Source organism: Streptomyces sp. NPDC006296, assembly GCF_040613235.1.
Lineage (GTDB): Bacteria > Actinomycetota > Actinomycetes > Streptomycetales > Streptomycetaceae > Streptomyces.
In genome coordinates, this window is sequence record NZ_JBEXRT010000041.1 from 1 (window position 1) to 22,448 (window position 22,448).

Consider the following 22,448-nt stretch of genomic DNA (forward strand, 5'->3'; position numbering starts at 1 on the left):
GGCGGCACCGGATGCCGGTGCCGTCCGCGGCGGGGTCCGCCGGGCGTCCGGGCGCAGGGTGGCCCCGAACACCCGGCAGTACGATGAAGACGAGGCGGCGAGGGTGTCCGCCCGTACAGCCACTCGTCGCTGGAGGTGCACCGGCGATGGAAGCAGACCGCATCGACCGGATCGTGTCGGCGCTGCGCGCCCGGGGCGTCATGGCGCACCGGGCCGAGGAAGGTGTGTACGAGTTCGGGATCCGGGTCGTCATCCCGGACGGCAGCGAGGCGCTCTGGACCGTGAGCAGGGGCGGGCTCGACGCACAGGTGCTGCGGGACAGCGTGCTCATGGGATTCGTGCCGCACATCCCGGGCTCCGGGGCTTTCTCCGAGCAGCAGACGGTCGACGCGATCGCCGCGACCCGCTACTCCGAGGAGGCGCTGCGACCCGCCCGCCGTTCCGGGCCGGACAGGGCGCCCGGTCCTCCGCCCGCGCCTCCCCGTCCTCCGTCGGGCGACCGGGCCGCCCGCATCCGGTGGCTCCGCCGGCGCCACCGCTGAGGGGTCGGCGGCGTCAGGACGGTCAGGGCTTTCCTGCAGTGCTGCTCAGCCAGGCCACCGTACGGCTGATGTCGGACAGCGTGAGGATGCCGACGAGTCGGTCCTCGTCCACGACCAGCACGCGGTGCTCGGCGCCGGGTTCCATGCGGGGCAGCAGATCCGCCAGCGGGTCGCCCGGACGCGCGACGGTGGCCTCCGCGAGCGGGACCATGACCTCGTCCACCGTCGCGCGTGCGCTCTCTCCGGCCGGGACCTGCCGTGCCCGGTCCAGCGTCATCAGGCCGAGGGGTGCTCCGCGGGGGGTGACCACCGGAAAGGCCGAGTGGCGGTACCGGTAGCGCGGGTCGTCCAGCATCTCCGCGACGGTGAGCGCCGCGGACGCCGTGAGCGGGTCTCTCGTCATGGAGTCCCGCACGGGCACACCGGCCATGAGTTCGCGCAGTTGTGCCTGTCGTCCTTCGGCTGTGGCGGCCGCGATGAGGAACCATCCGATCAGGGCCAGCCAGAGTCCTTCCAGTCCGCCTCCCCTGAAGAAGATCAGGAACCCGGCCGCGATCAGCAGCCAGCCGAGGACGCGGCCGGCCTGTGTGGCCTGGACCGTCGCCCGCAGCCGGTCCCCGGTGCGCCACCACAGGAAGGCGCGCAGCAGCCGCCCGCCGTCGAGCGGGGCGGCCGGCAGGATGTTGAACGCGGCGAGCAGGAAGTTGATGGCGGCGAGCCACGCAGCGACCTCGACCACGAGCGCGGGCGCCGAGGCGAGGTGGAGCAGCCAGGTGCCCAGGGCGAAGATCCCGCTCAGCAAGAAGCTGACGAGGGGGCCGACACCCGCGATCCGCAGTTCCGCCGCCGGGGTCGACGCCTCCGACTTCAGCCGGGCCATACCGCCCAGCAGCCAGAGCACGATGTCGGCCACGGGGACGCCGTTGCGCCGCGCGAGCACGGCGTGTGCCAGTTCGTGGGCGAGCAGCGAGGCGAAGAAGACGAGGGCGGCCACGAGGCCCGCCGCCCAGTACAGCGCCGGGTTGTGACCCGGGTACGTCCGGGGAAGGCGGCCCTGCGCGAGGCCCAGCGTGATGATGCCCACGATGAGCAGCACACTCCAGTGGACCCCGATCCGGACTCCCGCGATCCGCCCCAGTGTGAAGGTCGCCCTCACTGCGTATCTCCCCTGTTCCGGTGGTCGGCACGGCTCGGAGCAGATGCCGTCCGTTCACTCATCCCACCGGAGGCACGTGATCCGCGGCGGTTCACACGACTGCGCCGAGCCGTTCACCGGGGCGGGACCGCGCGGGCGGCCACGCGACACGGACGGGGCCGGTGGGGGCGTCCGGCGGCTCGCCGGGTGCGGTCGGCCGGGCGGGGGTCCGGGGCGGAGCAGGGCCGTTCAGGCGTTCGGGCGGGCGGCGGGGTGGGTGGGCGCGCCCGCTCCCCAGGTCGCCTTGGCGCCCGAGTCGCCGATCCGGTAGACCTGCACGACCGCTCCGGCCGCCACCACCAGTGAGAGCAGGACGGCGGCGATCCGCACCGGCGCGACGCGCTTCGCGCGCGTACCGGCCGGGCCGTTCGCCTCCGGGGCCGGGGGTGTCCCGACATGCCGGTAGGTCCACCAGAGCACCGCGGCCATGACGAACAGGCCCACGGCCCAGGGCAGCAGCCCGTCCCCCATCTCGGTGTGCCGTTCCAGCCGGGCGTTCTCGTTCACCCGTTCCGCGAGCCATTCACCGGCGTGGGTGGTGAGCGGTACGGCGATCAGCGTCACCAGTGCCAGGACGGGCAGGGACAGACCGAACCTGCGCATCACCGAGGGCCACAGGGCGCAGGCCGGCAGGGCCAGCGCGGTGAGGGGCACCAGCACCACGACGAAGTGGACGAGCAGTGGGTGCGCGGGGGTGCCGTTGATCTCGGTGGGGCCCATCGGATCAGCTCCTGGGGTGCGGGGCAGGGTCGGTCGGCGGGGACGGAGGCCGCCGGGCCCTCCGTCGCCGGAACGCGGGTGGGCCCGCCGTCCGCGAGGAGACGGACCGGACGGGGCGTTCGCCGTCAGATCTCTTCCTGGCCGGTGCACAGACGTAAACCCGTCCGGGGGTGCCCGGGCCACCGGGGGTGCGGCACCCATGCGCCCCGGTACGGCGTCCGGTCGCGGCGTACTGCGGCTGAGCGCGGCCGGTCGTGCGGGCGGGAGGTGACGGTTCCCGCCGTCCCGGGACATGCCTCGGCCCCGCGGGAGGAGGGTTCCGCGGGGCCGGGGGCGGGATGCTGAACGACGTCAGTCGGTCAGAGCGTCCTTGACCTTCTCCTTGGCCTGGCGGGCGTCGCCCTTGGCCTGGTCGGCACGGCCCTCGGCGGTGAGCCGCTCGTTGCCGACGGTGCGCCCGGCGGCTTCCTTGATCTTGCCCTTGGCCTGGTCGGTCTTGGCCTGGGTCTTCTCGTCAGCAGCCATGTCACTCACACCTTGCTGGTCTCGATGTCGTGGTCATCCACCGGGTGACCGCCGCAGCCCCGTTCAAACCTGCCGGTTCTCACCGGCTCCGCCGCGGGGCTGCGGAGCGCCGGGCGAGGCGGCGGCGTCGGCCGCCGGGGCGGTGGGCGTCAGGGGCAGGGCGGCTCGTAGGCGATGCCGCTCAGGTGCCGGTCCCACTGGCTCCGGGTGAGCGGCGGGCCCGCACGGTCGCAGGCCCGGTCGACCAGACGGGCCGTGTCGGCGGGCAGCAGGCGCATCGTCCCGTCGAACACCCCGGTGACGAGCGCGTGGCCGCTCCCGGCGAAGTGCACGGACAGCACGGCTGTCGGGTATCCCGTGAGCACCGTCCGCAGGGCCGGCCGGGCGGGGGTGGAGACGTCCCACAGCCGGCTGGTGCGGTCGTCGCTGCCGGCGGCCAGATACCGCCCGTCGGCGCTGAAGGCGACGCTGCCGACGACATCGGTCTGGCCGTCCAAGGACGCGCCCGGCCGCGGGGGTCCGTCGCCCGTCAGCTGCCACAGCCTGACCGGGTGGTCGCCGTCGCCGGACGTGGCCAGGACGTCGGTCCGGGGGCTGAACGCGACGGAGATGGTGTGGCCGGCGTGCGCACGCCACACGGCGAGCCTGTTCGCGTGGCCGGGCGAGGACGCGTCCCACAGGATGACCCGCTCGTCGTCACCGCCCGCCGTCGCGAGGAACCTGCCGTTCCGGTCGAAGGCGACGGACCGGACGCCGTCGGTGTGGCCACGTAGGGTGTCCCGGCGTACCGGGCGGACGGGGTCGTGGGTGTCCCACAGGACGGTGGTGCGGTCGTTGCCGCCGCTCGCCAGCTCCGTGCCAGACGGGCTGAAGGCCAGGGCGCGTACGGCACCGGTGTGCGCCCGCAGGGTGGAGAGGACGGTGGGCCGGTGGGGGTCGCTGATGTCCCACAGCCGTACGGTCCGGTCCGCGCCCGCGGTCGCCATGACCGTGCCGTCGGGACGGACGGCGACCGCGTACACGGCGTCCCGGTGGCCGGTGAGCACCGCGGTGCGGGTGGGCCCGCCGGGGGTGGTCAGGTCCCAGAGCCGCACGGTGCGGTCGCGTCCCCCGGTGACGGCGGTCCTCCCGTCCGGGGTGACGTCCAGGGCGTACATCTCCTCGTCGTGGGCCCTCCAGGCGGTCATGAGCGTGGACAGCAGGATGTCGTGGCCGGCCGCTCCGGGGCTCAGCCGGTAGCCCACGAGGGCCAGTTGCACGGCCAGGCCCGGGGATCTCGGGGACGTCCCGGCCGCCGCGGCGCCGAGGTTGAGCGCGATCGCGTGATTGCGCTGGGCCAGGACCTCGCGGTTGGCCCGCGCGGCCAGGACCGTGGTTCCCGTGGCGACCAGCAGGAGCGCCGCGATCGCCGCGGTGACGAACCGTCCGAGGAGGCGGCGCCGGGTGGCGGCGGAGGCCTCGGCCGCCTCCTGGGCCAGGCTGGCCCGCAGGAAGTTCTTCTCGCCCGCGGTGAGACCGGCGTCCTCGTCGCGGGCCAGAGGGCGGGCCGCTTCGAGCCGGACGCCGCGGTAGAGCGCTCCGGAGTCGTGGTGCAGTCTGTCCCACGTCTCGGCGGCGAGGGTGAGTTCGCGGTGGACGCGCAGCTGCTCGCGGTCCTCGTGCAGCCACCGGCGCAGCCGTGGCCAGCTCTGGATGAGCGCCTCGTGGGTGAGTTCCACGGTGTCCGTGTCCAGGGTGATCAGACGGGCCGCGGCGGCGCGTTCGACGACCGCGGCGTCCTCGCCGCCGGAGTACGCCTCGGTGCGGTCGATGCGGCGCCTGGTGTCCTCCGTGCCCTCGCCGAGGGCGGTGAGCCTGAGGAACAGCCGACGGGCGGCCGCTTGTCGGCCCGTGTCGAGGCTGTCGTAGTACTCCTCCGCCGTCTGCCTCAGTGCGCCCTCGATGGAACCGGCCGCCTGGAACCCGGCCAGGGTGAGGACGTTCCCGCGGCGTCGCTTCCAGGTCTCCAGGAGTGCGTGGGACAACAGGGGCAGCATGCCCGCCTGGCCCTGGGCCTGGGCGATGAGGTGGGTGAGGAGCCGGCCCTCGACCCTGCATCCGGAGCGCACGGCGGGCTGGGTGATCGCGCGGTGCAGCTCTCCGGGCCGCATGGCGCCGAGGGTGATCAGACTGCCGCTCAGGAGGTCGGCGAGATCGGGGTACTCGGCGCAGTGCGCGTGGAAGTCGGACCGCACCGAGAGGACGATCCGGCTGCGGCTGCTGTCGGCGCGCACGGCGTGCACCAGCGCCGCGACGAAGAGCGCTCTCTCCTCGGGGGCGGTGCACAGCGTGAAGAGTTCCTCGAACTGGTCGACGACCAGGAAGACGTCGGCCTCGTCGCCCGCGTCGCAAGCGATCCGGCGCAGTGTGCGGTGCAGGTTCTCGGGTGCGTCGACGAGTTCCTGGTAGAGACGACCGGGCGTGGTCCGGGCCGGCCGTGCGAGCTGTACGGCGAGTTCCTCCATGGGGCTGGAGCCGGGTGTGACGAGGACGGTGTGCGCTCCGCCGTCCTGGAGGCGGGCGAGCAGTCCGGCGCGCAGCACGGAGGACTTGCCTGCGCCGGAGGCGCCGAAGACGGCGACGAAGCGCCCGTCCCGCACCCGGCCCACCAGGTCCTCGACGACGGACTCGCGGCCGAAGAACCAGGTGCTCTGTTCGGGCCGGTAGGCGGCCAGGCCGGTGTAGGGGGCCGGTCCGGACGGGTCCGGTCCGGCCTCGTCGCCGGGCCCCGGTCCGGTCCGGGCCGCCTCCGCCGCGGCTTCCCGCCACCGGGCCTCCCACGGGCCCGGGTCGCCCCCGCAGGCTCGTACGTAGGCGAGCGTGACCTCCAGCGACGGCAGCCGGTGTCCGGCCGCCGCGCTGGAGAGCGTCGCCACCGAGTAGTGGGCGCGGGAGGCCAGTTGCCGGTAGGTCGGTGTCCCGGCCCGGTCACGCAGCCCGCGCAGCTCGGCCGCGAACCTCAGTACGCTGCCGTCGCCCTCGGCGAGCGGCCGTTCCTTGCGTGGCATGGTCCTCCCCCGTCGTGCCGTGTACCGGTGCGGTCGCCGTCCGGCTGCCTCACGTGCGGGCCGGTCGGGCCCTGCCCGAAGGCTTCCGTCCTCTTGCCCGTACGCCGGGTGCCAGGGGCACCTCCGGCGGCCGGACGCGAGCGGCCCGCCGTGCGGACGGCGGTGCCCACGGCGGGCGGAGCCGTCCGCGCGCGGGCGCGGACGTGTGCAACGGTCCTCTCTTCTTCGTCACGCTGCCACGCCCCTGGGCCGGTAATCCTCGCGCGGCCGGGAGGGCGCCGGGGCGGGGAGACGGGGCGGACGGAAGGGTGCAGAGACGGGGGCGGGAGACGAAGCGGACCCGCGGCAGCGGTCCGGGGGCACGGCTGGGGGGGGTGTCCCGTCATGCCTGGTGGTGCGGCGCGCGGCGTCGGATGCGGCGCGCCGCACGGCGGAGGGAGGCCGCACACGCGGGAAGGAAGCGCCGTCGTCGTCCGACGCCGACCGGGCCGGGGAGGATCGCCCTTGCACGGCGCACGGTGCAGGGAGGGCGCTGGACCTCCGGACCACTGCGCGCGGGTGTGACGGGGCGCGTACGGATCCCCGGCCGACCCGGTACAGCGGCATGCGGCGCTCCGTGGAGCCGCTGCCCGGGCGGACGGCGGCGCGCGGTGACAGGCCCTCACCACCGAGGGCGGACGGACGTGCACCGCGGGGACGGTACGGGCGGTCACCCGCCTGGAGCCGTACGGGAGTTCGCCACCCGAGCCGTGACGAGCGTGCACCGCACAGGCCCTGTACGGGTGTTCACCGGCCGCAGCCGTGCAGGTGGGTGCCGGTTCCGCCGGAGCCCGGCGGCTGCGGAACCGCGCGGTGCGGACGCCGCTCGCGGACCGCGGAAGGTGCCGGTCCGCACGCTTCGGCGTGCGGACCGGCACCTGGGCCGCTCGACGGGAGTCAGCAGTTGCGGATCGACCAGACCGGATCCCAGTTGTAGTTGTGGTTGGCCCGGTCCGGGGTGAAGGAGTGCAGCACCCTTCCCTGCGGGTCGTAGAAGTAGGACGTGACGTTGCCCGTCTGGTTGTCGAAGTAGCCTCCCTCGCCCTGCCAGTTGAACAGCTGGTAGGCGCTGCAGGAGGAGAGGTGGTACTGCCGCCACTTGCCCGAGGCGGGGTTCCACACGGCGGGGCACAGCACCCCGCTGCTGCACGGCGCGGGGAACGCGCCTCCCGGGTACTCGTCGTAGTCGGCCGCGGGCGCCACGCGGGGGGCGACCGCCCTGACGCCGGCGGGGAGCCGTGGCGCGGGCGGGAGCCGGTGCGGCGCGGACACCTGGGTGCCGGGTGCGTCGGCGGCCGGCACGGCGGTCGCCGCGGCGGCCGGCGTGATCCCGCCGAGCAGTGCGGTGAGGCCGGTCATGCTGACGAGAAGACGACTGATGCGCATGGTGGTGCGACTCCCTCGGTCGGGTTCGGGGTGGGGCGGCGGTGCTCGGCCGGAGCGGTGCCGGGGAGGCGTCCGCCGTGTCCTGTGCACGGGAACCGCCACGACCGGAGCGGTCCGTGGTCCGCCCCTTCTCCGGAACCGGTATAGCCCGTGGACGTTGTCCGGTTTCACGAGGAGGGAGCCGATCAATCAAACGCCGTACAACGGGACACCACCGGATCCCGGTGTACCGGCCCGGCCCGGGCCCGGTGTCCGCTGCGCGGGGTCCGGCCGGGGCGGACGGCGGCGGGTCCGGGCGGGCCCCGACGGACGGGCCGACCGGTCCCGGGGCCCGTCTCCCCCGGAAACGGGTGGACCGGGCGCCCGCCGCGGGCGTACGCCCGTCACGCGCGCCCGCCGAAGTGCTGGACGTGGGCGTCGGGTCCGGGGAAGACCAGCGTCACCCGTCCCGTGTCCGACCAGCGCACCTCGTACGGCGGGCTGCCGTCCGCGTGGCGCAGTCCGACGATCTCCCCGTCCCGGCCCTCGTCCCCGACCGTGGCCCCGCCGACGATCAGCCGGTCCCCCACCCGGGCCCACAGACCGGCTCCGGTCCCCGCGTCGCCCCGCTGCGGTCGTGCTCGCGATTCCGTCATGGCCCTCGCCTCTCCTCCTCGTCCCGGGGCCGGCCTCTCGGGCCCCTCCTTCCCACCGTCCCCCTCCGTCCGGGGCCGGCCGTGGGGCGAACAGTCCCGGGAAGGGGCCCGTTCGGCACTCCCGGCGGGGTGCGCCGGTGGCGGACGCTGGGAAGTGCCCGGATGCAGGGTGGGAGGATCGCCATGCAGCACCGCACCGTCTTCGAAGTCATGACCCACGACGTGGTCACGGTGGGACCCACCGCCTCGTTCAAGGAAGTGGCACGCCTCTTCCACGATCACGACATCTCCGCGGTCCCCGTCGTCGACGCCTCCCGGCGGGTGCTCGGAGTCGTCTCGGAGGCCGATCTCCTCCGGAGCACCGTCGGTCTGCCGGACCTGGAGGGACGCGGGACCACCCGTCCGGCGCCCGGGGACCGCGAACCGCCCGAGGCGGAGACCGCGGCGGAGCTGATGACCGCCCCCGCGCTGACCGCGCAGCCCACCTGGAATCTGGTGGAGACGGCACGGACGATGCACGGGAAGGGTGTGAAGCGGCTCCCGGTGGCGGACGAGACCGGACAGCTCGTCGGCATCGTGAGCCGCAGTGACCTGCTGCGGCCGTTCCTGCGGCGGGACTCCGCGATCCGCGAGGAGATCGAGCACGACGTGCTGAGGACCACCCTGCGCCTCGCCCCGGACGAGATCCACGTGCGGGTCCACGACGGGGTGGTCACGCTCACCGGCAGGGTCGAGGAACGCGGCAGCATCCCGGTCCTCGAACGGCTCTGCCGGTCCGTCGACGGGGTGGTGGCGCTCCACGAGTCGGTCGGCTACACCTACGACAATCTCGGCCTCGACGTGGAGCCGCCGCGATGATCTCCCCGCAGGCTCCCCCGGTCGTGCCCGACTACGACCGCGCCCGCGCCGGCTTCGACTGGCGGCAGGCCCGTGCCCGGCTCGCGGGCCTGCCCGGCGGTGGCGTCAACATCGGCTACGAGGCGGTGGACCGGCATCTGCTCGAAGGCATCGGGGGGCATGTGGCGCTGCGCTGCGTCTCCCGGGACGGGAGCACCACGAGTCTCACCTTCGCGCAGTTGGCGGACCGCAGTTCCCGCTTCGCGAACACGCTCGTCGCTCTGGGCACGGAGCGTGGCGAGAGCGTGTTCACCCTGCTCGGGCGCGGTCCGGAGCTGTACGCCGCCGTGCTCGGGACGCTGCGCGCGGGCCGGGTGCTGTGCCCGCTGTTCACCGCGTTCGGGCCCGAGCCGGTGCGGCTGCGGATGGAGCTGGGAGAAGCGCGGGTCCTCGTCACCACACGGGCTCTGTACGAGAGGAAGGTGGACCCGGTCCGCGCGCGCCTCCCCCATCTGCGGCAGGTCCTCCTCACCGATCCCGGGGACGGGCCCCTTCCGGCCGGCACCGCGTCCCTGCCGGAGCTGATGGCGGCCGCCTCCCCCGACTTCACCGTCCCGGCGACGGATCCGGACGACCTGGCCCTGCTGCACTTCACCAGTGGCACGACCGGGTCCCCCAAGGGGGCGATGCACCGCCACGCGGCCGTGCTCGCCCACCAGGTCACCGCGGCCTACGCGCTCGACCTGCGGGAGGGGGACGTCTTCTGGTGCACGGCCGATCCCGGCTGGGTGACGGGGATGTCGTACGGCATCATCGGTCCGCTCGCCCTGGGGGTCACGACGGTGGTGGACGCGGGGGACTTCGACCCGCGCCGCTGGTTCACGCTGCTCGCCGAGGAGCGGGTGACCGTCTGGTACACCGCGCCCACGGCTCTGCGGATGCTGATGCGCGCCACTCCGCGTACCGGCGCCGGTACCCCGCGCGAGCAGTACGACCTGTCGGCTCTGCGCTTCGTGGCGAGTGTGGGGGAACCGCTCGCCCCGGAGGCCGTCCGCTGGGGCGAGAAGGCGCTCGGGCTGCCGGTCCACGACACCTGGTGGCAGACCGAGACGGGCGCGATCATGATCGCCGGGTTCGCCGCCGACCCGGTGCGCCCCGGCTCGATGGGCCGGCCCCTTCCCGGGGTGGAGGCCACCGTGCTGGAGTGCGGGAACGACGACCGGGCCGCCGTCACGGACGGGCGTGTCCGGACCGTCGACGCACCGGGGGTCCGGGGCGAGCTGGCGCTGCGCGCGGGATGGCCCTCGATGTTCTGCGGCTACCTGCACGAGCGGCGGCGTTACGAGGCGTGCTTCGCCGACGGGTGGTACCTGACGGGCGATCTGGTCACCCGTGACGCGGACGGCTGGTACTGGTTCGTGGGCCGTTCCGACGACGTCATCAAGTCCGCCGGACATCTGATCGGCCCGTTCGAGGTGGAGAGCGCGCTGATGGAACACCCGGCGGTGGCCGAGGCCGGTGTGATCGGGCGGCCCGACCCGGTGGCCGGCGCGGTCGTCAAGGCCTTCGTCTCGCTGCGCGCCGAGTACCCGGCCGGGGACGGACTGCGCCGGGACCTGCTCGCGTTCGCCCGGAAACGCCTGGGGCCGGCCGTCGCTCCCCGGGAGATCGAGTTCGAGCCGGACCTGCCCAGGACACGCAGCGGCAAGGTGATGCGCCGGGTCCTGCGGGCCCGCGAACAGGGACTGCCCGCCGGTGACCTCTCCTCCCTGCAGGCTCCCGGCGACGCGCACCACGGGACCGGAAGGGACGAGGAGCAGCGATGAACAGCGCATCCGGTGCCTCCGCTCCCGGACATCAGGGCCGCCGGACGAAGGCGAAGGACCCCGCAGCAGCCCACGACCGGCGGCTGCTGCGGGACATGCTGCTCATACGCCGCTTCGAGGAGCGCTGTGTCGAGCTCTACAGCGCGGCGGCCATCCGGGGCTTCGTGCACCTGTACATCGGCGAGGAGGCCGTGGCGGTCGGGGTCCACCAGGCCCTCACCGAACAGGACGCCGTGGTGTCCACCTACCGGGAGCACGGGCACGCCCTGGCCCGGGGGGTGCCTCCCGAGGCCGTGATGGCGGAGATGTACGGGCGGGTGACGGGGTGCAGCAGGGGGCGCGGGGGCTCCATGCACCTCTTCGAGCCCGGGAGGCGTTTCTACGGCGGCAACGCGATCGTCGCGGGCGGGCTGCCGCTGGCCGCCGGCCTGGCGCTGGCCGACCGGATGCGCGGCGGGGATCAGGTCACCTGCTGCTTCTTCGGGGACGGGGCGTTCGCCGAGGGCGAGTTCCACGAGACGGCGAACCTCGCGGCGCTGTGGGGACTTCCGGTGCTGTTCGTCTGTGAGAACAACCTGTACGCGATGGGGACGGCGCTCGCCCGGGAGCACGCCCAGACGGACCTCGCGATGCGGGCGGCGTCGTACGGGATGGCCGCCTGGGCCGTCGACGGCATGGACGTGCGCGCGGTGGAGCGGGCCGCACGCAGCGCGGTGACCTCGATCCGGGCGGGGAACGGTCCGCATTTCCTGGAGGCGCGCACCTACCGCTTCCGTGCGCATTCGATGTACGACCCGGACCGGTACCGCCCGAAGGACGAGATCGCGGAGTGGAAGCGGCACGATCCCGTGACCGGTCTGACCGAGGCGCTGCGTGCCTCCGGACGGCTCACCTCCGGCCGGCTGAAGAAGCTGGAGCGCGAGGTGACCGAGGAGGTCGAGGCGGCGGTCGAGGCCGCCGGACGGGCGCCGGAGGAACCGGTGGACGACCTCCTGCGCCATGTGACCGGCCGGGACGAGGAGGAGTCATGACGGCGGGCGGCACGCGAACCGGCGACCGGGGCGGGGCCACCACCTACCGGGAGGCGATGCGTGACGCGCTGCGGGAGGCACTCACCGCGGACGAGCGGGTGTTCCTCATGGGTGAGGACGTGGGGCGCTACGGGGGCTGCTTCGGCGTCAGCCTCGGGCTGATCGAGGAGTTCGGCCCGGACCGTGTCCGGGACACCCCCTTGTCCGAGTCCGCCTTCGTCGGCGCGGGGATCGGCGCGGCACTGGCCGGGATGCGGCCGATCGTCGAGATCATGACCGTCAACTTCAGTCTGCTGGCGCTCGACCAGATCCTCAACAACGCGGCCACGCTGCGCCACATGTCGGGCGGCCGGGTCGGGGTCCCGCTCGTGATCCGGATGACCACGGGCGCCGGACGCCAGCTCGCGGCCCAGCACTCGCACAGCCTGGAGGGCTGGTACGCGCACATCCCCGGGATCCGGGTCCTGGCTCCGGCGACGCCGCAGGACGCGCGCCTGCTGCTGGCTCCCGCCCTGGCGGACCCCGACCCGGTCCTCATCTTCGAGCACGGCACCCTGTACAACGCCGAGGGGCCTCTCGATCCCGCCGCGCCCCAGGTGGATCCGGACCGTGCGGCGGTGCCGCGCGCGGGCACGGACGTCACGCTGATCGCGTACGGCGGGTGTCTGCCGAAGGCCCTCGCGGCGGCGGAGGAACTGGCCGGGGACGGGATCAGCGCCGAGGTGGTCGACCTCCGCTCGCTGCGGCCGCTCGACGACGCCACCGTCGTCGGTTCGGTCCGGCGGACCCACCGGGCCGTGGTGGTCGACGAGGGCTGGCGCAGCGGGAGTCTGTCCGCCGAGGTCTCGGCCCGGATCACCGAGCAGGCGTTCTTCGACCTGGACGCGCCCGTCGAGCGGGTCTGCAGCGCGGAGGTCCCGATCCCCTACGCCCGGCAGCTGGAGGAGGCCGCGCTGCCGCAGGTGCCGGGGATCGTGGCCGCGGCGCGCCGGGTGGTGGGCTGAGATGGCCGAGTTCACGATGCCGTCCCTGGGGGCGGACATGGACGAGGGGACACTGTCGCAGTGGCTGGTCCGTCCCGGGGACCACGTGACCCGGGGTGAGGTCGTCGCCGTCGTCGAGACGTCCAAGTCGGCCATCGAGGTGGAGTGCTTCCGTACGGGCACCATCGGGTCCCTGCTCGTCCCGGAGGGCACGACGGTGGCGGTCGGCACCCCGCTGGCGCTGATCGAGACCGGCAGTGGCGAGGAGCCGGCCGGGGACGGGCGATCCGGCGGGGAAACGGCCGGGGACGGGCGCCACGGCGAGGAGCCCGCTCCCCCGCACGCCGTGCCGGAACGTGCTGCCGGGACGCCCGAGGGGACGGCGGCCGCGCCGGGGGACGGCGTCACCACACCTCTGGTCCGCCGGCTCGCCGAGGAGCAGCGGGTGGATCTGGCCGGACTCCACGGTTCGGGCACCGGCGGACGGATCACCCGTGCGGACATCGCCCGGGCGGCCGCCCCCGCCGCCGGGCCGGTGGCGTCGGACGGCCGGACGCGGGCGTCGCCTCTCGCGCGCAGGCTGGCGGCGGAGTCCGGGGTCGATATCGCGGAGGTGCGGGGCAGCGGGCGCGACGGCACCGTCCGTGCCGCGGACGTGCGGGAAGCCGCCCGGGCGCCGGGCGCACCACCGGTGCACGAGCCGCCCGCGCCCCCTGCACAGGAGCCGTCCGGACACGAGCCGCCCGCTCCCCCTGCACACGGGCCGTCCGGGCACGAGCCGGAGCGTCCGGTGGTGACGGAGGGTCAACCCTCGGCGGCGGGGCCGAAGGGCGGCCGGAAGGGGGCGGACCGTGCGGCGACGGCCCGTCTGATGACCCGTTCCAAGCGGGAGATACCGCACTTCTACCTGTCCACGACCATCGACATGACGGCCGCGCTGGACTGGATGCGCGACCGCAACACCGTACTGCCGTTGTCCGAGCGGCTGGTGCCGGCCGCGCTCCTGGTGAAGGCGGTGGCGCGTACGGCCGGAGAGGTCCCCGAGCTCAACGGGCACTGGACCGACGACGTGTTCGTCCCGGCCGGCCGGGTCCGTCTCGGTGTCGCCGTCGCGCTCCGGCAGGGCGGGCTGGTGGCCCCCGCGCTCGCCGGAGCGGAGGAGCGGTCCGTGCCCGAGGTCATGGCCGCCTTGAAGGACCTCGTTGCCCGGGCGCGCAAGGGCCGTCTCCGGGCCTCGGAGACGGCCGACCCCAGCATCACGGTCACCAGCCTGGGCGATCAGGGTGTGGAGTGCGTGTTCGGCGTCATCTATCCGCCCCAGGTCGCGCTGGTCGGGCTCGGCCGGGTCGTCGAACGCCCCGCGGCCGTGGACGGTCTGCTCGGGGTGCGTCCGGCCCTGACGGCGACGCTGTCCCTGGACCACCGGGCCGCCGACGGTGCCACCGGCGCACGGTTCCTCAACCGCCTCGACCGTCTCCTGCAACGACCGGAGGAGCTATGAATCACGACCAGGCACGCGATGTCGTGCGCGAGGCCGCCCAGCACGTCGTTCCCGGCGCCGACTTCACGGGCCTGGCCCCCGGCGCGAACCTGCGGGACGCGTTCGAGATGGACTCACTCGATTTCCTCGAGTTCGTCGAGGAGCTGGCCAGGCTCAGCGGCCGGGAACTCACCGAGAACGACTATCCCTCCCTGGTCACCTGGGAGGACTGCGCGCGGCTTCTGGAGTCCCGGGAGCCCGCCGCGCACGGGACGAGGAGCCGGTGATGCGCCATCGCAGGGTCGACGGGCTGATGAGCCGCCGGGTGGTGAGCGTCCACCGCGGCACACCGTTCAAGGACGTGGTGCGGACCCTCGCCGAGAACCGGGTGCCCGCCGTTCCCGTGGTCGACGACGGCGGGCGGGTCCTCGGGGTCGTCTCCGAGGCGGATCTCCTGCGCAAGACGACCGACCGGGCGGATCCCGCGGAACTGCCCTCCGTGCCGGGCCCGGAGGCGTGGGAGCGGGCCAGGGCGGAGGGCGTACGCGCGGAGGAGCTGATGTCCGCGCCCGCGGTGTGCGCGCGGCCCGGGTGGACGTTCGTGGAGGCCGCGCGGCTGATGGAGGTGCAGGACGTCCAGCGGCTCGTCGTCGTGGACGAGGAGGACCGGGTGGTGGGCGTCGTGAGCCGAGGGGACCTGCTGAAGGTGTTCCTGCGCGCGGACGAGGACATCCGGCGGGAGATCGAGGAGGAGGTGCTGGCCGGCACGCTGCGTCTGGATCCCGGGCCGATCAGCGTCGGGGTCCGTGACGGACAGGTCGAGCTGGGCGGAACCCTGCCCTTCAGGGGCATGCTCCCGGCGCTGGAGCACATGTGCGGCGCGGTCGACGGCGTCGTCTCCGTCTCCGCCCACCTCTCGTACGCGGTCGACGACACTCCGGGGGAACAGGCCTCGTCCTGAAGCGGGCCGGTTCCGCTACGGCGGCCGGGTCACCCGGCCCCGCGCGTCAGTCGGACGGCGGTGACCTTGTACTCGGGACAGTCCGTGACGGTGTCGGCGTGGTCGGACGTCAGGGAGTTGACGCCGCTCTCCGGGAAGTGGAAGGCGCAGAAGACCTGTCCCGGGGACAGTTCGCCGCTCAGCCGGGCGATCAGCCGGGCCGTGCCGTGGCGGCTCTCGACGGTCACCTCCGTCCCGTCACGGACGCCGTGCCGTGCGGCGTCCTGCGGGTGGAGGTCGAGGTGGTCGCGCGCGTCGAGGAGCAGGTTGCCGCCACGCCGGGTCATGCTGCCGGAGTTGTAGTGCGCCCAGCGGCGACCGGTGACGAGCAGCAGGGGGTAGGCGGCGTCGGGGCTCTCCCCCGGGGGCAGGTACGGGGCCGCGCACAGCTGTGCCCGGCCGTCGGGGGTGTCGAAGGCGTCGGTGTAGAGGGTGGCCTCGCCGGGACGGTCGGGCTCCGGGCAGGGCCAGGGCACCGCTCCTTCCCGGTCGAGCCGTTCGTGGGAGAGGCCGGCGAAGACCGGGGCGACGCGCCCGCACTCGGCGAGCGCCTCGGCCGGTGTCCGGCAGCCCAGGTCCGCCCCCATGGCGGCGGCGACCGCGTGCACGACGTCGAAGTCGGTCCGTGCCGCCGCGGGCGGGCGCACCGCGGTGCGGACCCGCTGGAAGCGTCGGTCGAAGTTCACGAACGTGCCGTCCTTCTCCAGCCAGGACGCGACGGGCAGCACCACGTCCGCGTGCCGCGCGGTCTCGCTGAGGAAGAGCTCGTTGACGACGACCAGGGGGCAGGCGTCGAGAGCGGCGGCGACCCGCCGGCTGTTCGGGTCGGTGGCGCAGACGTCCTCGCCGATGATCCACAGGGCGCGCAGGGTGCCCCGCCGCGCGGCCTCGAACATCTCGGGGATGCGCAGACCGGCCCGGGCCGGGAGGGTGCACCCCCACACGGCTTCGGCCCGGGCCCGTGCGCCGGGGTCGGTCACCGGGCCGTAGCCGGGGAGCAGGTCGGGCAGCGCCCCCATGTCGGAGGCGCCCTGCACGTTGTTCTGGCCCCGGAGCGGGGTGACGCCGTGTCCGCGGCCGGTGTTCCCGACGGCTCCGCGCAGGACGGCCAGGTTGGCCAGGGTGCGGACGCCGTCGGTGCCGTGCAGGTGCTCGGTGACGCCGAGCCCGTAGACGATGGCGGGGCGCCGCGCCCTGCCGTAGAGCCGGGCAGCGGCCGTGATGTCCTCGGCGGGCACGCCGGTGAGCTCGGCGGTGCGGGCGGGAGGGTGGTCGGCGAGCAGTCCGACCAGCTCGTCGAGTCCGGCGGCCCGGTCGCGCAGGAAGCCGGGGTCGGTCATGCCCTCGGCGACGAGTACGTGGGCGAGACCGTGGAAGAGCGCGACGTTGGTGCCGGGGCGGGGCCGCAGGTGGACGTCCGCCCGGTGCGCGAGGCCCACCTCCCTGGGGTCGGCCACGATCAGCGAGGCTCCGCCCAGCGCCCGTTGGAGCAGCCGGGCCCCGACGACGGGGTGGGCTTCGACCGGGTTGGCCCCGACGACCAGCAGGCAGTCGGCCCGCTCCACGTCGTCGAACGAATCGGTGCCACCGGCCCGTCCGAACGCGGCGGAGAGTCCGGCCGCGGACGGGGCGTGGCAGAGCCGGGAGCAATTGTCGACGTTGTTCGTCCCGACGACCGTCCGCAGGAACTTCTGGACGAGGTAGTTCTCCTCGTTGGTGGCCCTGGCGGAGGAGATCGCGGCCACGGCGTCGGGGCCGCCCGCCGCCACGGCTTCGCGCATCCCGTCCGCGACCCGGGCCAGGGCTTCTTCCCAGCCGACCGGTTCGAGGGTGCCGTTCTTCCGGACCAGGGGGTGTGTGAGGCGTTCCCCGGACGTCAGATAACCGTGGGAGAAACGGCCCTTGACGCAGGCGTGCCCCTGGTTGACGGGTCCGTCGAGGGCGGGCAGGACCGCCGAGACCCGGTCCCCGGCGACGACGACGTCGAGGGAGCAGCCGACCCCGCAGTAGCCGCACGTGGTGCGTACCCGCTCCGGGTCCGGCTGTGCGGTGGTGATGCCCCGGCCCGGTCCGGGGTGCGTGATGGCTCCCGTCGGGCAGGTGTCGACGCAGCCTCCGCACGCCACGCAGTCCGACCGGGCCCAGGACCCGCCCGTTCCCGGTGCGATGGCGGTGTCGGCGCCGCGGCCCGTGAGGGTGAGCGCGAAGGTTCCCTGCACGTCGTCGCACATCCGGACACAGCGCCCGCAGGCGATGCACAGGTCCCGGTCGAGCTCGATGTACGGGTGGCTCGTGTCACGGTCCCCGGACGCCTCCGCGGCCGCCGTGCCCGGGATGATGCCCAGCGTGCGGCAGGTGTCGGCGAGTTCGCTCCGGCGGTCGGCGGCGAGGGCGTGCGGAGGGAGGGCGGAGGCGATCAGCTCCACGGCGTCCCGGCGGAGGTTCCGCAGGTCCTCCTGCGCGGTGGTGACGTCGGTGCCGGGGGCGGCGGGGGTCACACAGGCCGCGGTGATCCGGCCGTCCGCGCGGACCAGGCAGGTCCTGCAGGAGCCGGCGGGCCGGAGGCGGTCGTCGTGGCAGAGGGCGGGCAGTTCGGTTCCCGCCGCGCGGACGGCGTCGAGCAGGGACGCGCCCTCGCGGACCTCCACGGGCAGGCCGTCCACCCGCAGCCCGGTCACCGGTCCCATCCCGTCAGTTCCGGGCCGTAGGCGCGTGCCAGGCTGCGGACGGCCGCCGGTACCCGGCGCCCGAAGGCGCAGAGGCTCGCCTCGCCCATGAGCCTCGCGAGGCTGTCGTACGACGGGCCCGGTGGGGTGCCCGCGGTGGCGAGTGCCAGCCCCCGGCGGGTGCCGATCCGGCAGGGCGAGCAGGCGCCGCAGCTCTCCCGTGCGGCGAACTCCCAGAGGTGCCGCATCAGTTCGACCGGATCCGTCCGTGCGTCGAAGGCGACCGTACCGGCGTGTCCGAGTGCGGCGCCCCGGGCGGCGAGTGCCGTCGACGTGAGAGGGACGTCGAGGTCGGCGTCGGTGAGGAAGCCGCCGAGCGGACCGCCGATCTGTACGACGGCCGGGCCACCGCCCTTCAGTCCTCCGCCGAGTGCGTCGACGATGTGCCGGACGGGGGTGCCGAGGTGGACCTCGTAGGCGCCGGGACGGACGAAGCGTTCGGAGAGGCAGACCAGCTTGGTGCCGGTCTCCTCCGCGGTGCCGTACCGGGCGTAGCGCTCACCGCCGTTGCGCACGATCCACGGCAGCGACGCCAGCGTCTCCACGTTGTTGACCACGGTGGGCGCCCCCCAGAGTCCGCGGTCGGTCGGGTACGGCGGCCGGGGACGGGCGCACCCCCGGGCCCCTTCGAGGCGGGCGATGAGCGCGGTCTCCTCACCGGCGACGTACGAGCCCGCGCCCTCGACGATCTCCACGACCGGCCGCGCGTCGCCGGTGCGCAGGGTGTCGGCGAGGTGGCCGTCCGCCACCGCGCGGTCCCGCGCCCGCCTCATGCGGACCAGGGCCGCCGGGTACTCCGAGCGCACCAGCACGACGCCCCGGCGGGCGCCGCAGGCGAAGCAGGCGAGCGCCAGCCCTGCGAGCACCCGGTCGGGGTCCTCCTCCATGAGCAGCCTGTCGGCGTAGGAGCCGGGGTCCCCTTCGTCGCCGTTGGCGACGACGACGGTGCCGGGCCGCGCGCCGGTGGCGGCCCACTTGGCGGCGACGGGGAATCCCGCGCCGCCACGTCCGCGCAGTCCGGACGCGGCGACCTCCTGGCGTACGTCCTCGGGGCTCAGCCGGTCGAGTGTCCGCCGCCAGCCGTCCCACGCCGGGCGGCCCGCCACGATCCCGGAGAGCAGCACCGGGTCACCGGTCGCGTCGGCCGCGGGGATGCCGGGCGCCCGGGGCGGGGTGCGTCCGGCCAGCTGGTCCGCCAGGTCCGTCCCGGTGCGGGGGCGGGTGCCGTCGAGAGCGGCGGGTCCCGCGTAGCAGTAGCCGAGGCAGTGGACCGTCTGCAGCGAGGTCCCGCCGTCCGGACCGGCCGTGTCCGCCGGGACGCCGAGCTCGCGTTCGACGGCGCCGAGGTGGCGGCCTCCCTCCGCGGCGAAGCAGGCCGTGGCAGTACACACGCGGACGTGCCGCTCCGCGTGGGGGGTGGCGAGGTCGGCGAAGTAGGTGACGGGCCCCAGCCCCGCGGCGGCCGGCAGCCCCAGGGCGCGGCCGACCCGGGGTGCCCACTGCCCGGGGTCGGCGGGTGTGCCGGCCCGGGCCCGGCCCAGGGCCGCGGGGAGGAGTCCCCCGCGCCGGCCGCGGCGGGCCGCGAGCGCGCGGGCCGCGTCCGCCGGCTCCTGCGGCGTGTGACCGTGCTGCTCTGCCATGGTCTCAGGGTGGCCCGGCGCCGGGCGGGCCGCACGCGGAGCGGAAAGGCCTCTCCGGCCGGGAGCTCGACGTCCCGCGGGGAGGGGAGCCGGCGTCCGGTGGCGGGAACGCGTGCGGCCGTTCGCACGCGCACGCGCCGCCGCCTCCTCCGGTACGGGTCCGCCGTCCCTGGGCCCTCAGGAGCCGTACCGGTGGAATCCCGTCGTGCGCCACTGCCCGCCGTCGGGCGTCACCGCGAGCGCCTCGTAGCCGTGCAGGCCCTCCAGCCAGTCGCGCGCGCCGTCCCCCCTCGCGAACGCGGCGGTGGCGTAGGTGTCGGTCAGGGTCAGACGCGGTCCGACGAGGGTGAGCGAGGCGAACGCGGTGGCGGGGCTGCCGCTGTGCGGGTCGTAGATGTGGGCGCCGCGCTCGGCGGTCCCGGACGTCGCGACGGCCAGGTCGTCGTGGGCGGTGACGACGGTGACCAGTTCACCGGGGCGCAGGGGGTGGGCGACGCCGATGCGCCAGGGGGTGGCGGGGGCGGCCCGGCCGCGGAGCTGGATGTCCCCGCCGCCGTTGACGCAGGTGTCGTGCGCGCCGGCCTCGTGGAGCAGCCGGGACGCCGCCTCGACGGCCCAGCCCTTCACGAGCCCCGAGGGGTCGAGGGTCCCGTCGGGGACGATGCTGAACCAGCCGTCGCTGACGCGCGCGGCGTGGGCGCACAGGAAGAGGACTTCCAGGACCTCCGGCGGGCAGTCCTCGCGCCGGATCTCGCCGCGGCCGAGGCGGCTGATGCAGCTGTCGGGGCGGTAGGTGGAGAACACCTCGTCGATCCGGTGGAGGTGGTCCACGGCCTCGTCGAGGGCACGGCGGATGGCGGGGGTGGGCCGGTCGCGGACGTCGAACGAGAAGACGCTGCCCATGACGTGTTCGACGTGGCGGAGTCCGGGGGCGGGGTCAGACATGGGCCTGGTCCAGCGCGCTCTGCAGGGACTGGACGTATCCCTGGCTCGTGTAGCTGGCACCGGAGACGGCGTCGATGTGGGCGCTCTGGGCGTGCAGGGCCTCCCGGGTGAGCTGAGGCAGGGCGTTGGAGGAGATCTGCTGGTCGCGGCCGTTCTGGTCGGGCGCCTGGAGCACCTTGACGGAGGTGATCCTGCCCTGGGTGACGCTGACGGCGACCTGCACGGTCCCGTACTGGGTGCCGACGGGATCCCCGGTGTACGTGCCCGAGCCGGCGGATGTGCCGGTGGACGGCCCGGTGGAGGTGGAGGAGGATGCGGGAGGTCGGGCGGCCTGGGTGTCGGGGGCGGGGAGCTGGTGGGGTTTGAGGGCGAGCAGGGCGACGACCAGGGCACTGAACCCGGTGCCGGCCAGGGCGGCTCGGCGCATGACGTTTCTCCTCAGAATTCGAACGACTCGTGGTGGATGCGCCGTGCCGGGACGCCGGCGCCCCGCAGGGCCTCGGTCGCGCTCCGGGCCATCCCGGGCGGCCCGCAGAGGTAGACGTCGTGCGCGGCCAGGTCCGGCACCAGGTCGCCGAGGCCACGGGCGGTGAGGGGCGAGGAGTAGCCGCCCGGTCCGTCCACGACGTAGTGCACGGTCGCCTGCCTGCGGGCGGCTATCGCGTCGAGTTCGCCGCGCAGGGCGAGGTCGTCGGCGTGGCGCGCCCGGTAGACGAGGGTCACCTGGCCCGGCAGGGTCTCGAAGAGCGTCCGCAGCGGGGTGATACCGACGCCGCCCGCCAGCAGCAGCACCTTGGGGGCGGTGCGGCGGTGGGCGGTGAACCCGCCGTAGGGCCCTTCGGCCCACACCCGGGTACCGGGCCGCAGGCGGGCGAGTGCGGCGCTGTGTCCGCCGGCGCTCTTCACCGTGATGCGCAGGTGGCGGGGGTGCGCGGGCGCGGAGAGGGAGTAGGGGTTGGCCGTCCACCACAGCTCGCGGGTCAGGAAGCGCCAGCGGAGGAACTGGCCCGGCGCCCCGCCCAGCTCGTCCAGGTGTTCACCGGTGAGGTGGACGGACACCACGCCCGGCGCCTCGGGGTGGACCGCGACCACCCGCATGCGGTGGCGCATCCCGCGCCGGACGGGCAGGGCGAACCGGTACCAGGCCAGCAGGGCGGCGACGCCGATGAACAGGGTGTACCAGGCGACCTGGGCGGGACGGTTCCCGACGAAGTCGGCTCCGTTGGAGAGCTGGTGGCCGAAGGCGAGGAAGACGGCGAGGTAGGTGGCGAAGTGCAGGTAGTGCCAGGTCTCGTAGGACATCCTGCGGCGCGCGGCACGGGCCGAGAGGATCCCGGTGGCCAGGAACAGGAGGAAGCCGATGGTCCCCTTGAGCATGTCCGGGTAGTGCAGCACGAGCGTGGAGGTCTGGCCGACCACGTTCGTGTGGGACGTCAGTGAGTAGCCCCAGATGATCAGCAGGGTGTGCGCGAGGACGAGCGAGATGGTGCAGCGGCCGCCCCAGGCGTGCCAGCGGGCGAGCCGGTCGGTCCCCACGGTGTGGTCCAGCAGCGGTACGCGCGCCATCAGGGCCAGCAGGACCGCGCAGCCGTATCCGGCCAGGAGCCCGGTGATCCGTCCCGCGCCGGTGATCCAGTCGGCCGCGCCGACCACCGAGGTCGTGTCGCTCCACCAGAGGGCCAGCACACCGACGGCGCCGGCCCAGATCACCGCGGGTGCGAGTACGGGCACCACGCTGCGCCGCGGGCGCCGGTGGCGCATGCCGCGGGCGGCGTCGGTGAGGGTCGACGTGCTGGTCATGAGGCTCCTCCGGACGGGACAGGATTCCGGTGACGGGCGGCCCATGCTCACAGCCCGACCTCTGAGAACACTCTGAAACCGGCCCGTCCGG

Annotated in this window: 18 protein-coding genes and 1 pseudogene; 8 read left to right on the plus strand and 11 right to left on the minus strand. The window is 74.5% G+C overall.

What is annotated here, in order from left to right:
- Positions 1-146 precede the first annotated feature (146 nt).
- Complete coding sequence (locus tag ABZ172_RS24460) at positions 147-542, plus strand: hypothetical protein (RefSeq protein WP_356886423.1); 396 nt, start codon at positions 147-149, stop codon at positions 540-542.
- Between the two features lie 22 nt (positions 543-564).
- On the opposite strand, the gene ABZ172_RS24465 is transcribed toward ABZ172_RS24460, so the two are convergent.
- The 6 genes and pseudogenes from ABZ172_RS24465 to ABZ172_RS24490 form a co-directional block, all read right to left on the minus strand.
- Positions 565-1,698: a site-2 protease family protein gene (locus ABZ172_RS24465; RefSeq protein ID WP_356886425.1), complete on the minus strand. Its 1,134-nt coding sequence runs from the start codon at positions 1,696-1,698 to the stop codon at positions 565-567.
- A 228-nt stretch (positions 1,699-1,926) separates the two neighbouring features.
- A complete protein-coding gene (locus ABZ172_RS24470) occupies positions 1,927-2,457 on the minus strand; it encodes a DUF2231 domain-containing protein (protein WP_356886427.1) in 531 nt (176 codons plus the stop codon).
- A 351-nt stretch (positions 2,458-2,808) separates the two neighbouring features.
- Complete coding sequence (locus tag ABZ172_RS24475) at positions 2,809-2,982, minus strand: CsbD family protein (protein WP_356886429.1); 174 nt, start codon at positions 2,980-2,982, stop codon at positions 2,809-2,811.
- 149 nt (positions 2,983-3,131) lie between these two features.
- Positions 3,132-6,029 carry an AAA family ATPase gene (locus ABZ172_RS24480; RefSeq protein ID WP_356886431.1) on the minus strand — a complete coding sequence of 966 codons (2,898 nt, stop codon included), beginning with the start codon at positions 6,027-6,029 and terminating at the stop codon, positions 3,132-3,134.
- Between the two features lie 936 nt (positions 6,030-6,965).
- Complete coding sequence (locus tag ABZ172_RS24485; protein ID WP_356886433.1) at positions 6,966-7,454, minus strand: hypothetical protein; 489 nt, start codon at positions 7,452-7,454, stop codon at positions 6,966-6,968.
- A 401-nt stretch (positions 7,455-7,855) separates the two neighbouring features.
- A pseudogene (locus ABZ172_RS24490) lies at positions 7,856-8,035 on the minus strand (DUF1918 domain-containing protein); the annotation flags it as partial.
- Positions 8,036-8,272: 237 nt separating this feature from the next.
- On the opposite strand from ABZ172_RS24490, the gene ABZ172_RS24495 reads away from it, so the two are divergent.
- From ABZ172_RS24495 to ABZ172_RS24525, 7 genes are read left to right on the plus strand one after another with little or no spacing between them, the layout of a single operon-like run.
- The gene (locus ABZ172_RS24495; protein ID WP_356886435.1) at positions 8,273-8,947 is read left to right on the plus strand and encodes a CBS domain-containing protein; all 675 of its coding nucleotides are present in this window, start codon (positions 8,273-8,275) and stop codon (positions 8,945-8,947) included.
- A complete protein-coding gene (gene acsA / locus ABZ172_RS24500) occupies positions 8,944-10,752 on the plus strand; it encodes an acetate--CoA ligase (RefSeq protein WP_356886437.1) in 1,809 nt (602 codons plus the stop codon). The genes ABZ172_RS24495 and acsA overlap by 4 nt, the downstream gene beginning before the upstream one ends.
- Positions 10,749-11,783 carry a pyruvate dehydrogenase (acetyl-transferring) E1 component subunit alpha gene (gene pdhA, locus ABZ172_RS24505; RefSeq protein WP_356886439.1) on the plus strand — a complete coding sequence of 345 codons (1,035 nt, stop codon included), beginning with the start codon at positions 10,749-10,751 and terminating at the stop codon, positions 11,781-11,783. The genes acsA and pdhA overlap by 4 nt, the downstream gene beginning before the upstream one ends.
- Positions 11,780-12,787 carry a pyruvate dehydrogenase complex E1 component subunit beta gene (locus ABZ172_RS24510; RefSeq protein ID WP_356886441.1) on the plus strand — a complete coding sequence of 336 codons (1,008 nt, stop codon included), beginning with the start codon at positions 11,780-11,782 and terminating at the stop codon, positions 12,785-12,787. Before pdhA ends, ABZ172_RS24510 begins: the two co-directional genes overlap by 4 nt.
- Position 12,788: 1 nt before the next feature.
- On the plus strand, positions 12,789-14,267 hold the full coding sequence (locus ABZ172_RS24515; protein ID WP_356886443.1) for a dihydrolipoamide acetyltransferase family protein: 1,479 nt from the start codon (positions 12,789-12,791) through the stop codon (positions 14,265-14,267).
- Positions 14,264-14,533 (plus strand): phosphopantetheine-binding protein, encoded by a 270-nt coding sequence (locus tag ABZ172_RS24520; RefSeq protein WP_356886445.1) that lies wholly within the window; start codon positions 14,264-14,266, stop codon positions 14,531-14,533. The genes ABZ172_RS24515 and ABZ172_RS24520 overlap by 4 nt, the downstream gene beginning before the upstream one ends.
- On the plus strand, positions 14,533-15,207 hold the full coding sequence (locus ABZ172_RS24525) for a CBS domain-containing protein (RefSeq protein WP_356886447.1): 675 nt from the start codon (positions 14,533-14,535) through the stop codon (positions 15,205-15,207). The genes ABZ172_RS24520 and ABZ172_RS24525 overlap by 1 nt, the downstream gene beginning before the upstream one ends.
- Positions 15,208-15,236: 29 nt before the next feature.
- Here ABZ172_RS24525 and fdhF read toward each other — a convergent pair whose 3' ends face one another.
- The 5 genes from fdhF to ABZ172_RS24550 form a co-directional block, all read right to left on the minus strand.
- Positions 15,237-17,933, minus strand: a complete 2,697-nt coding sequence (gene fdhF, locus ABZ172_RS24530) for a formate dehydrogenase subunit alpha (RefSeq protein WP_356886449.1) — start codon at positions 17,931-17,933, stop codon at positions 15,237-15,239.
- On the minus strand, positions 17,921-19,612 hold the full coding sequence (locus ABZ172_RS24535; protein ID WP_356886451.1) for an NADH-ubiquinone oxidoreductase-F iron-sulfur binding region domain-containing protein: 1,692 nt from the start codon (positions 19,610-19,612) through the stop codon (positions 17,921-17,923). The genes fdhF and ABZ172_RS24535 overlap by 13 nt, the downstream gene beginning before the upstream one ends.
- 177 nt (positions 19,613-19,789) lie before the next feature.
- A complete protein-coding gene (locus tag ABZ172_RS24540) occupies positions 19,790-20,557 on the minus strand; it encodes an FAD:protein FMN transferase (protein ID WP_356886453.1) in 768 nt (255 codons plus the stop codon).
- Entirely contained in the window at positions 20,550-20,984 is a 435-nt protein-coding gene (locus ABZ172_RS24545; RefSeq protein ID WP_356886455.1) for an FMN-binding protein, read from the minus strand. Before ABZ172_RS24545 ends, ABZ172_RS24540 begins: the two co-directional genes overlap by 8 nt.
- Before the next feature lie 11 nt (positions 20,985-20,995).
- Positions 20,996-22,357: a ferredoxin reductase family protein gene (locus tag ABZ172_RS24550; RefSeq protein ID WP_356886457.1), complete on the minus strand. Its 1,362-nt coding sequence runs from the start codon at positions 22,355-22,357 to the stop codon at positions 20,996-20,998.
- Between the last annotated feature and the right edge of the window lie 91 nt (positions 22,358-22,448).

Coding starts and splice junctions, on each gene's coding strand:
- ABZ172_RS24535 (WP_356886451.1), bottom strand. CDS start 19,612: ATGGCAGAGCAGCACGGTCACACGCCGCAGGAGCCGGCGGACGCGGCC.
- pdhA (WP_356886439.1), top strand. CDS start 10,749: ATGAACAGCGCATCCGGTGCCTCCGCTCCCGGACATCAGGGCCGCCGG.
- ABZ172_RS24520 (WP_356886445.1), top strand. CDS start 14,264: ATGAATCACGACCAGGCACGCGATGTCGTGCGCGAGGCCGCCCAGCAC.
- acsA (WP_356886437.1), top strand. CDS start 8,944: ATGATCTCCCCGCAGGCTCCCCCGGTCGTGCCCGACTACGACCGCGCC.
- ABZ172_RS24460 (WP_356886423.1), top strand. CDS start 147: ATGGAAGCAGACCGCATCGACCGGATCGTGTCGGCGCTGCGCGCCCGG.
- ABZ172_RS24470 (WP_356886427.1), bottom strand. CDS start 2,457: ATGGGCCCCACCGAGATCAACGGCACCCCCGCGCACCCACTGCTCGTC.
- ABZ172_RS24480 (WP_356886431.1), bottom strand. CDS start 6,029: ATGCCACGCAAGGAACGGCCGCTCGCCGAGGGCGACGGCAGCGTACTG.
- ABZ172_RS24540 (WP_356886453.1), bottom strand. CDS start 20,557: ATGTCTGACCCCGCCCCCGGACTCCGCCACGTCGAACACGTCATGGGC.
- ABZ172_RS24510 (WP_356886441.1), top strand. CDS start 11,780: ATGACGGCGGGCGGCACGCGAACCGGCGACCGGGGCGGGGCCACCACC.
- ABZ172_RS24550 (WP_356886457.1), bottom strand. CDS start 22,357: ATGACCAGCACGTCGACCCTCACCGACGCCGCCCGCGGCATGCGCCAC.
- ABZ172_RS24525 (WP_356886447.1), top strand. CDS start 14,533: ATGCGCCATCGCAGGGTCGACGGGCTGATGAGCCGCCGGGTGGTGAGC.
- ABZ172_RS24475 (WP_356886429.1), bottom strand. CDS start 2,982: ATGGCTGCTGACGAGAAGACCCAGGCCAAGACCGACCAGGCCAAGGGC.
- ABZ172_RS24485 (WP_356886433.1), bottom strand. CDS start 7,454: ATGCGCATCAGTCGTCTTCTCGTCAGCATGACCGGCCTCACCGCACTG.
- ABZ172_RS24495 (WP_356886435.1), top strand. CDS start 8,273: ATGCAGCACCGCACCGTCTTCGAAGTCATGACCCACGACGTGGTCACG.
- fdhF (WP_356886449.1), bottom strand. CDS start 17,933: ATGGGACCGGTGACCGGGCTGCGGGTGGACGGCCTGCCCGTGGAGGTC.
- ABZ172_RS24545 (WP_356886455.1), bottom strand. CDS start 20,984: ATGCGCCGAGCCGCCCTGGCCGGCACCGGGTTCAGTGCCCTGGTCGTC.
- ABZ172_RS24515 (WP_356886443.1), top strand. CDS start 12,789: ATGGCCGAGTTCACGATGCCGTCCCTGGGGGCGGACATGGACGAGGGG.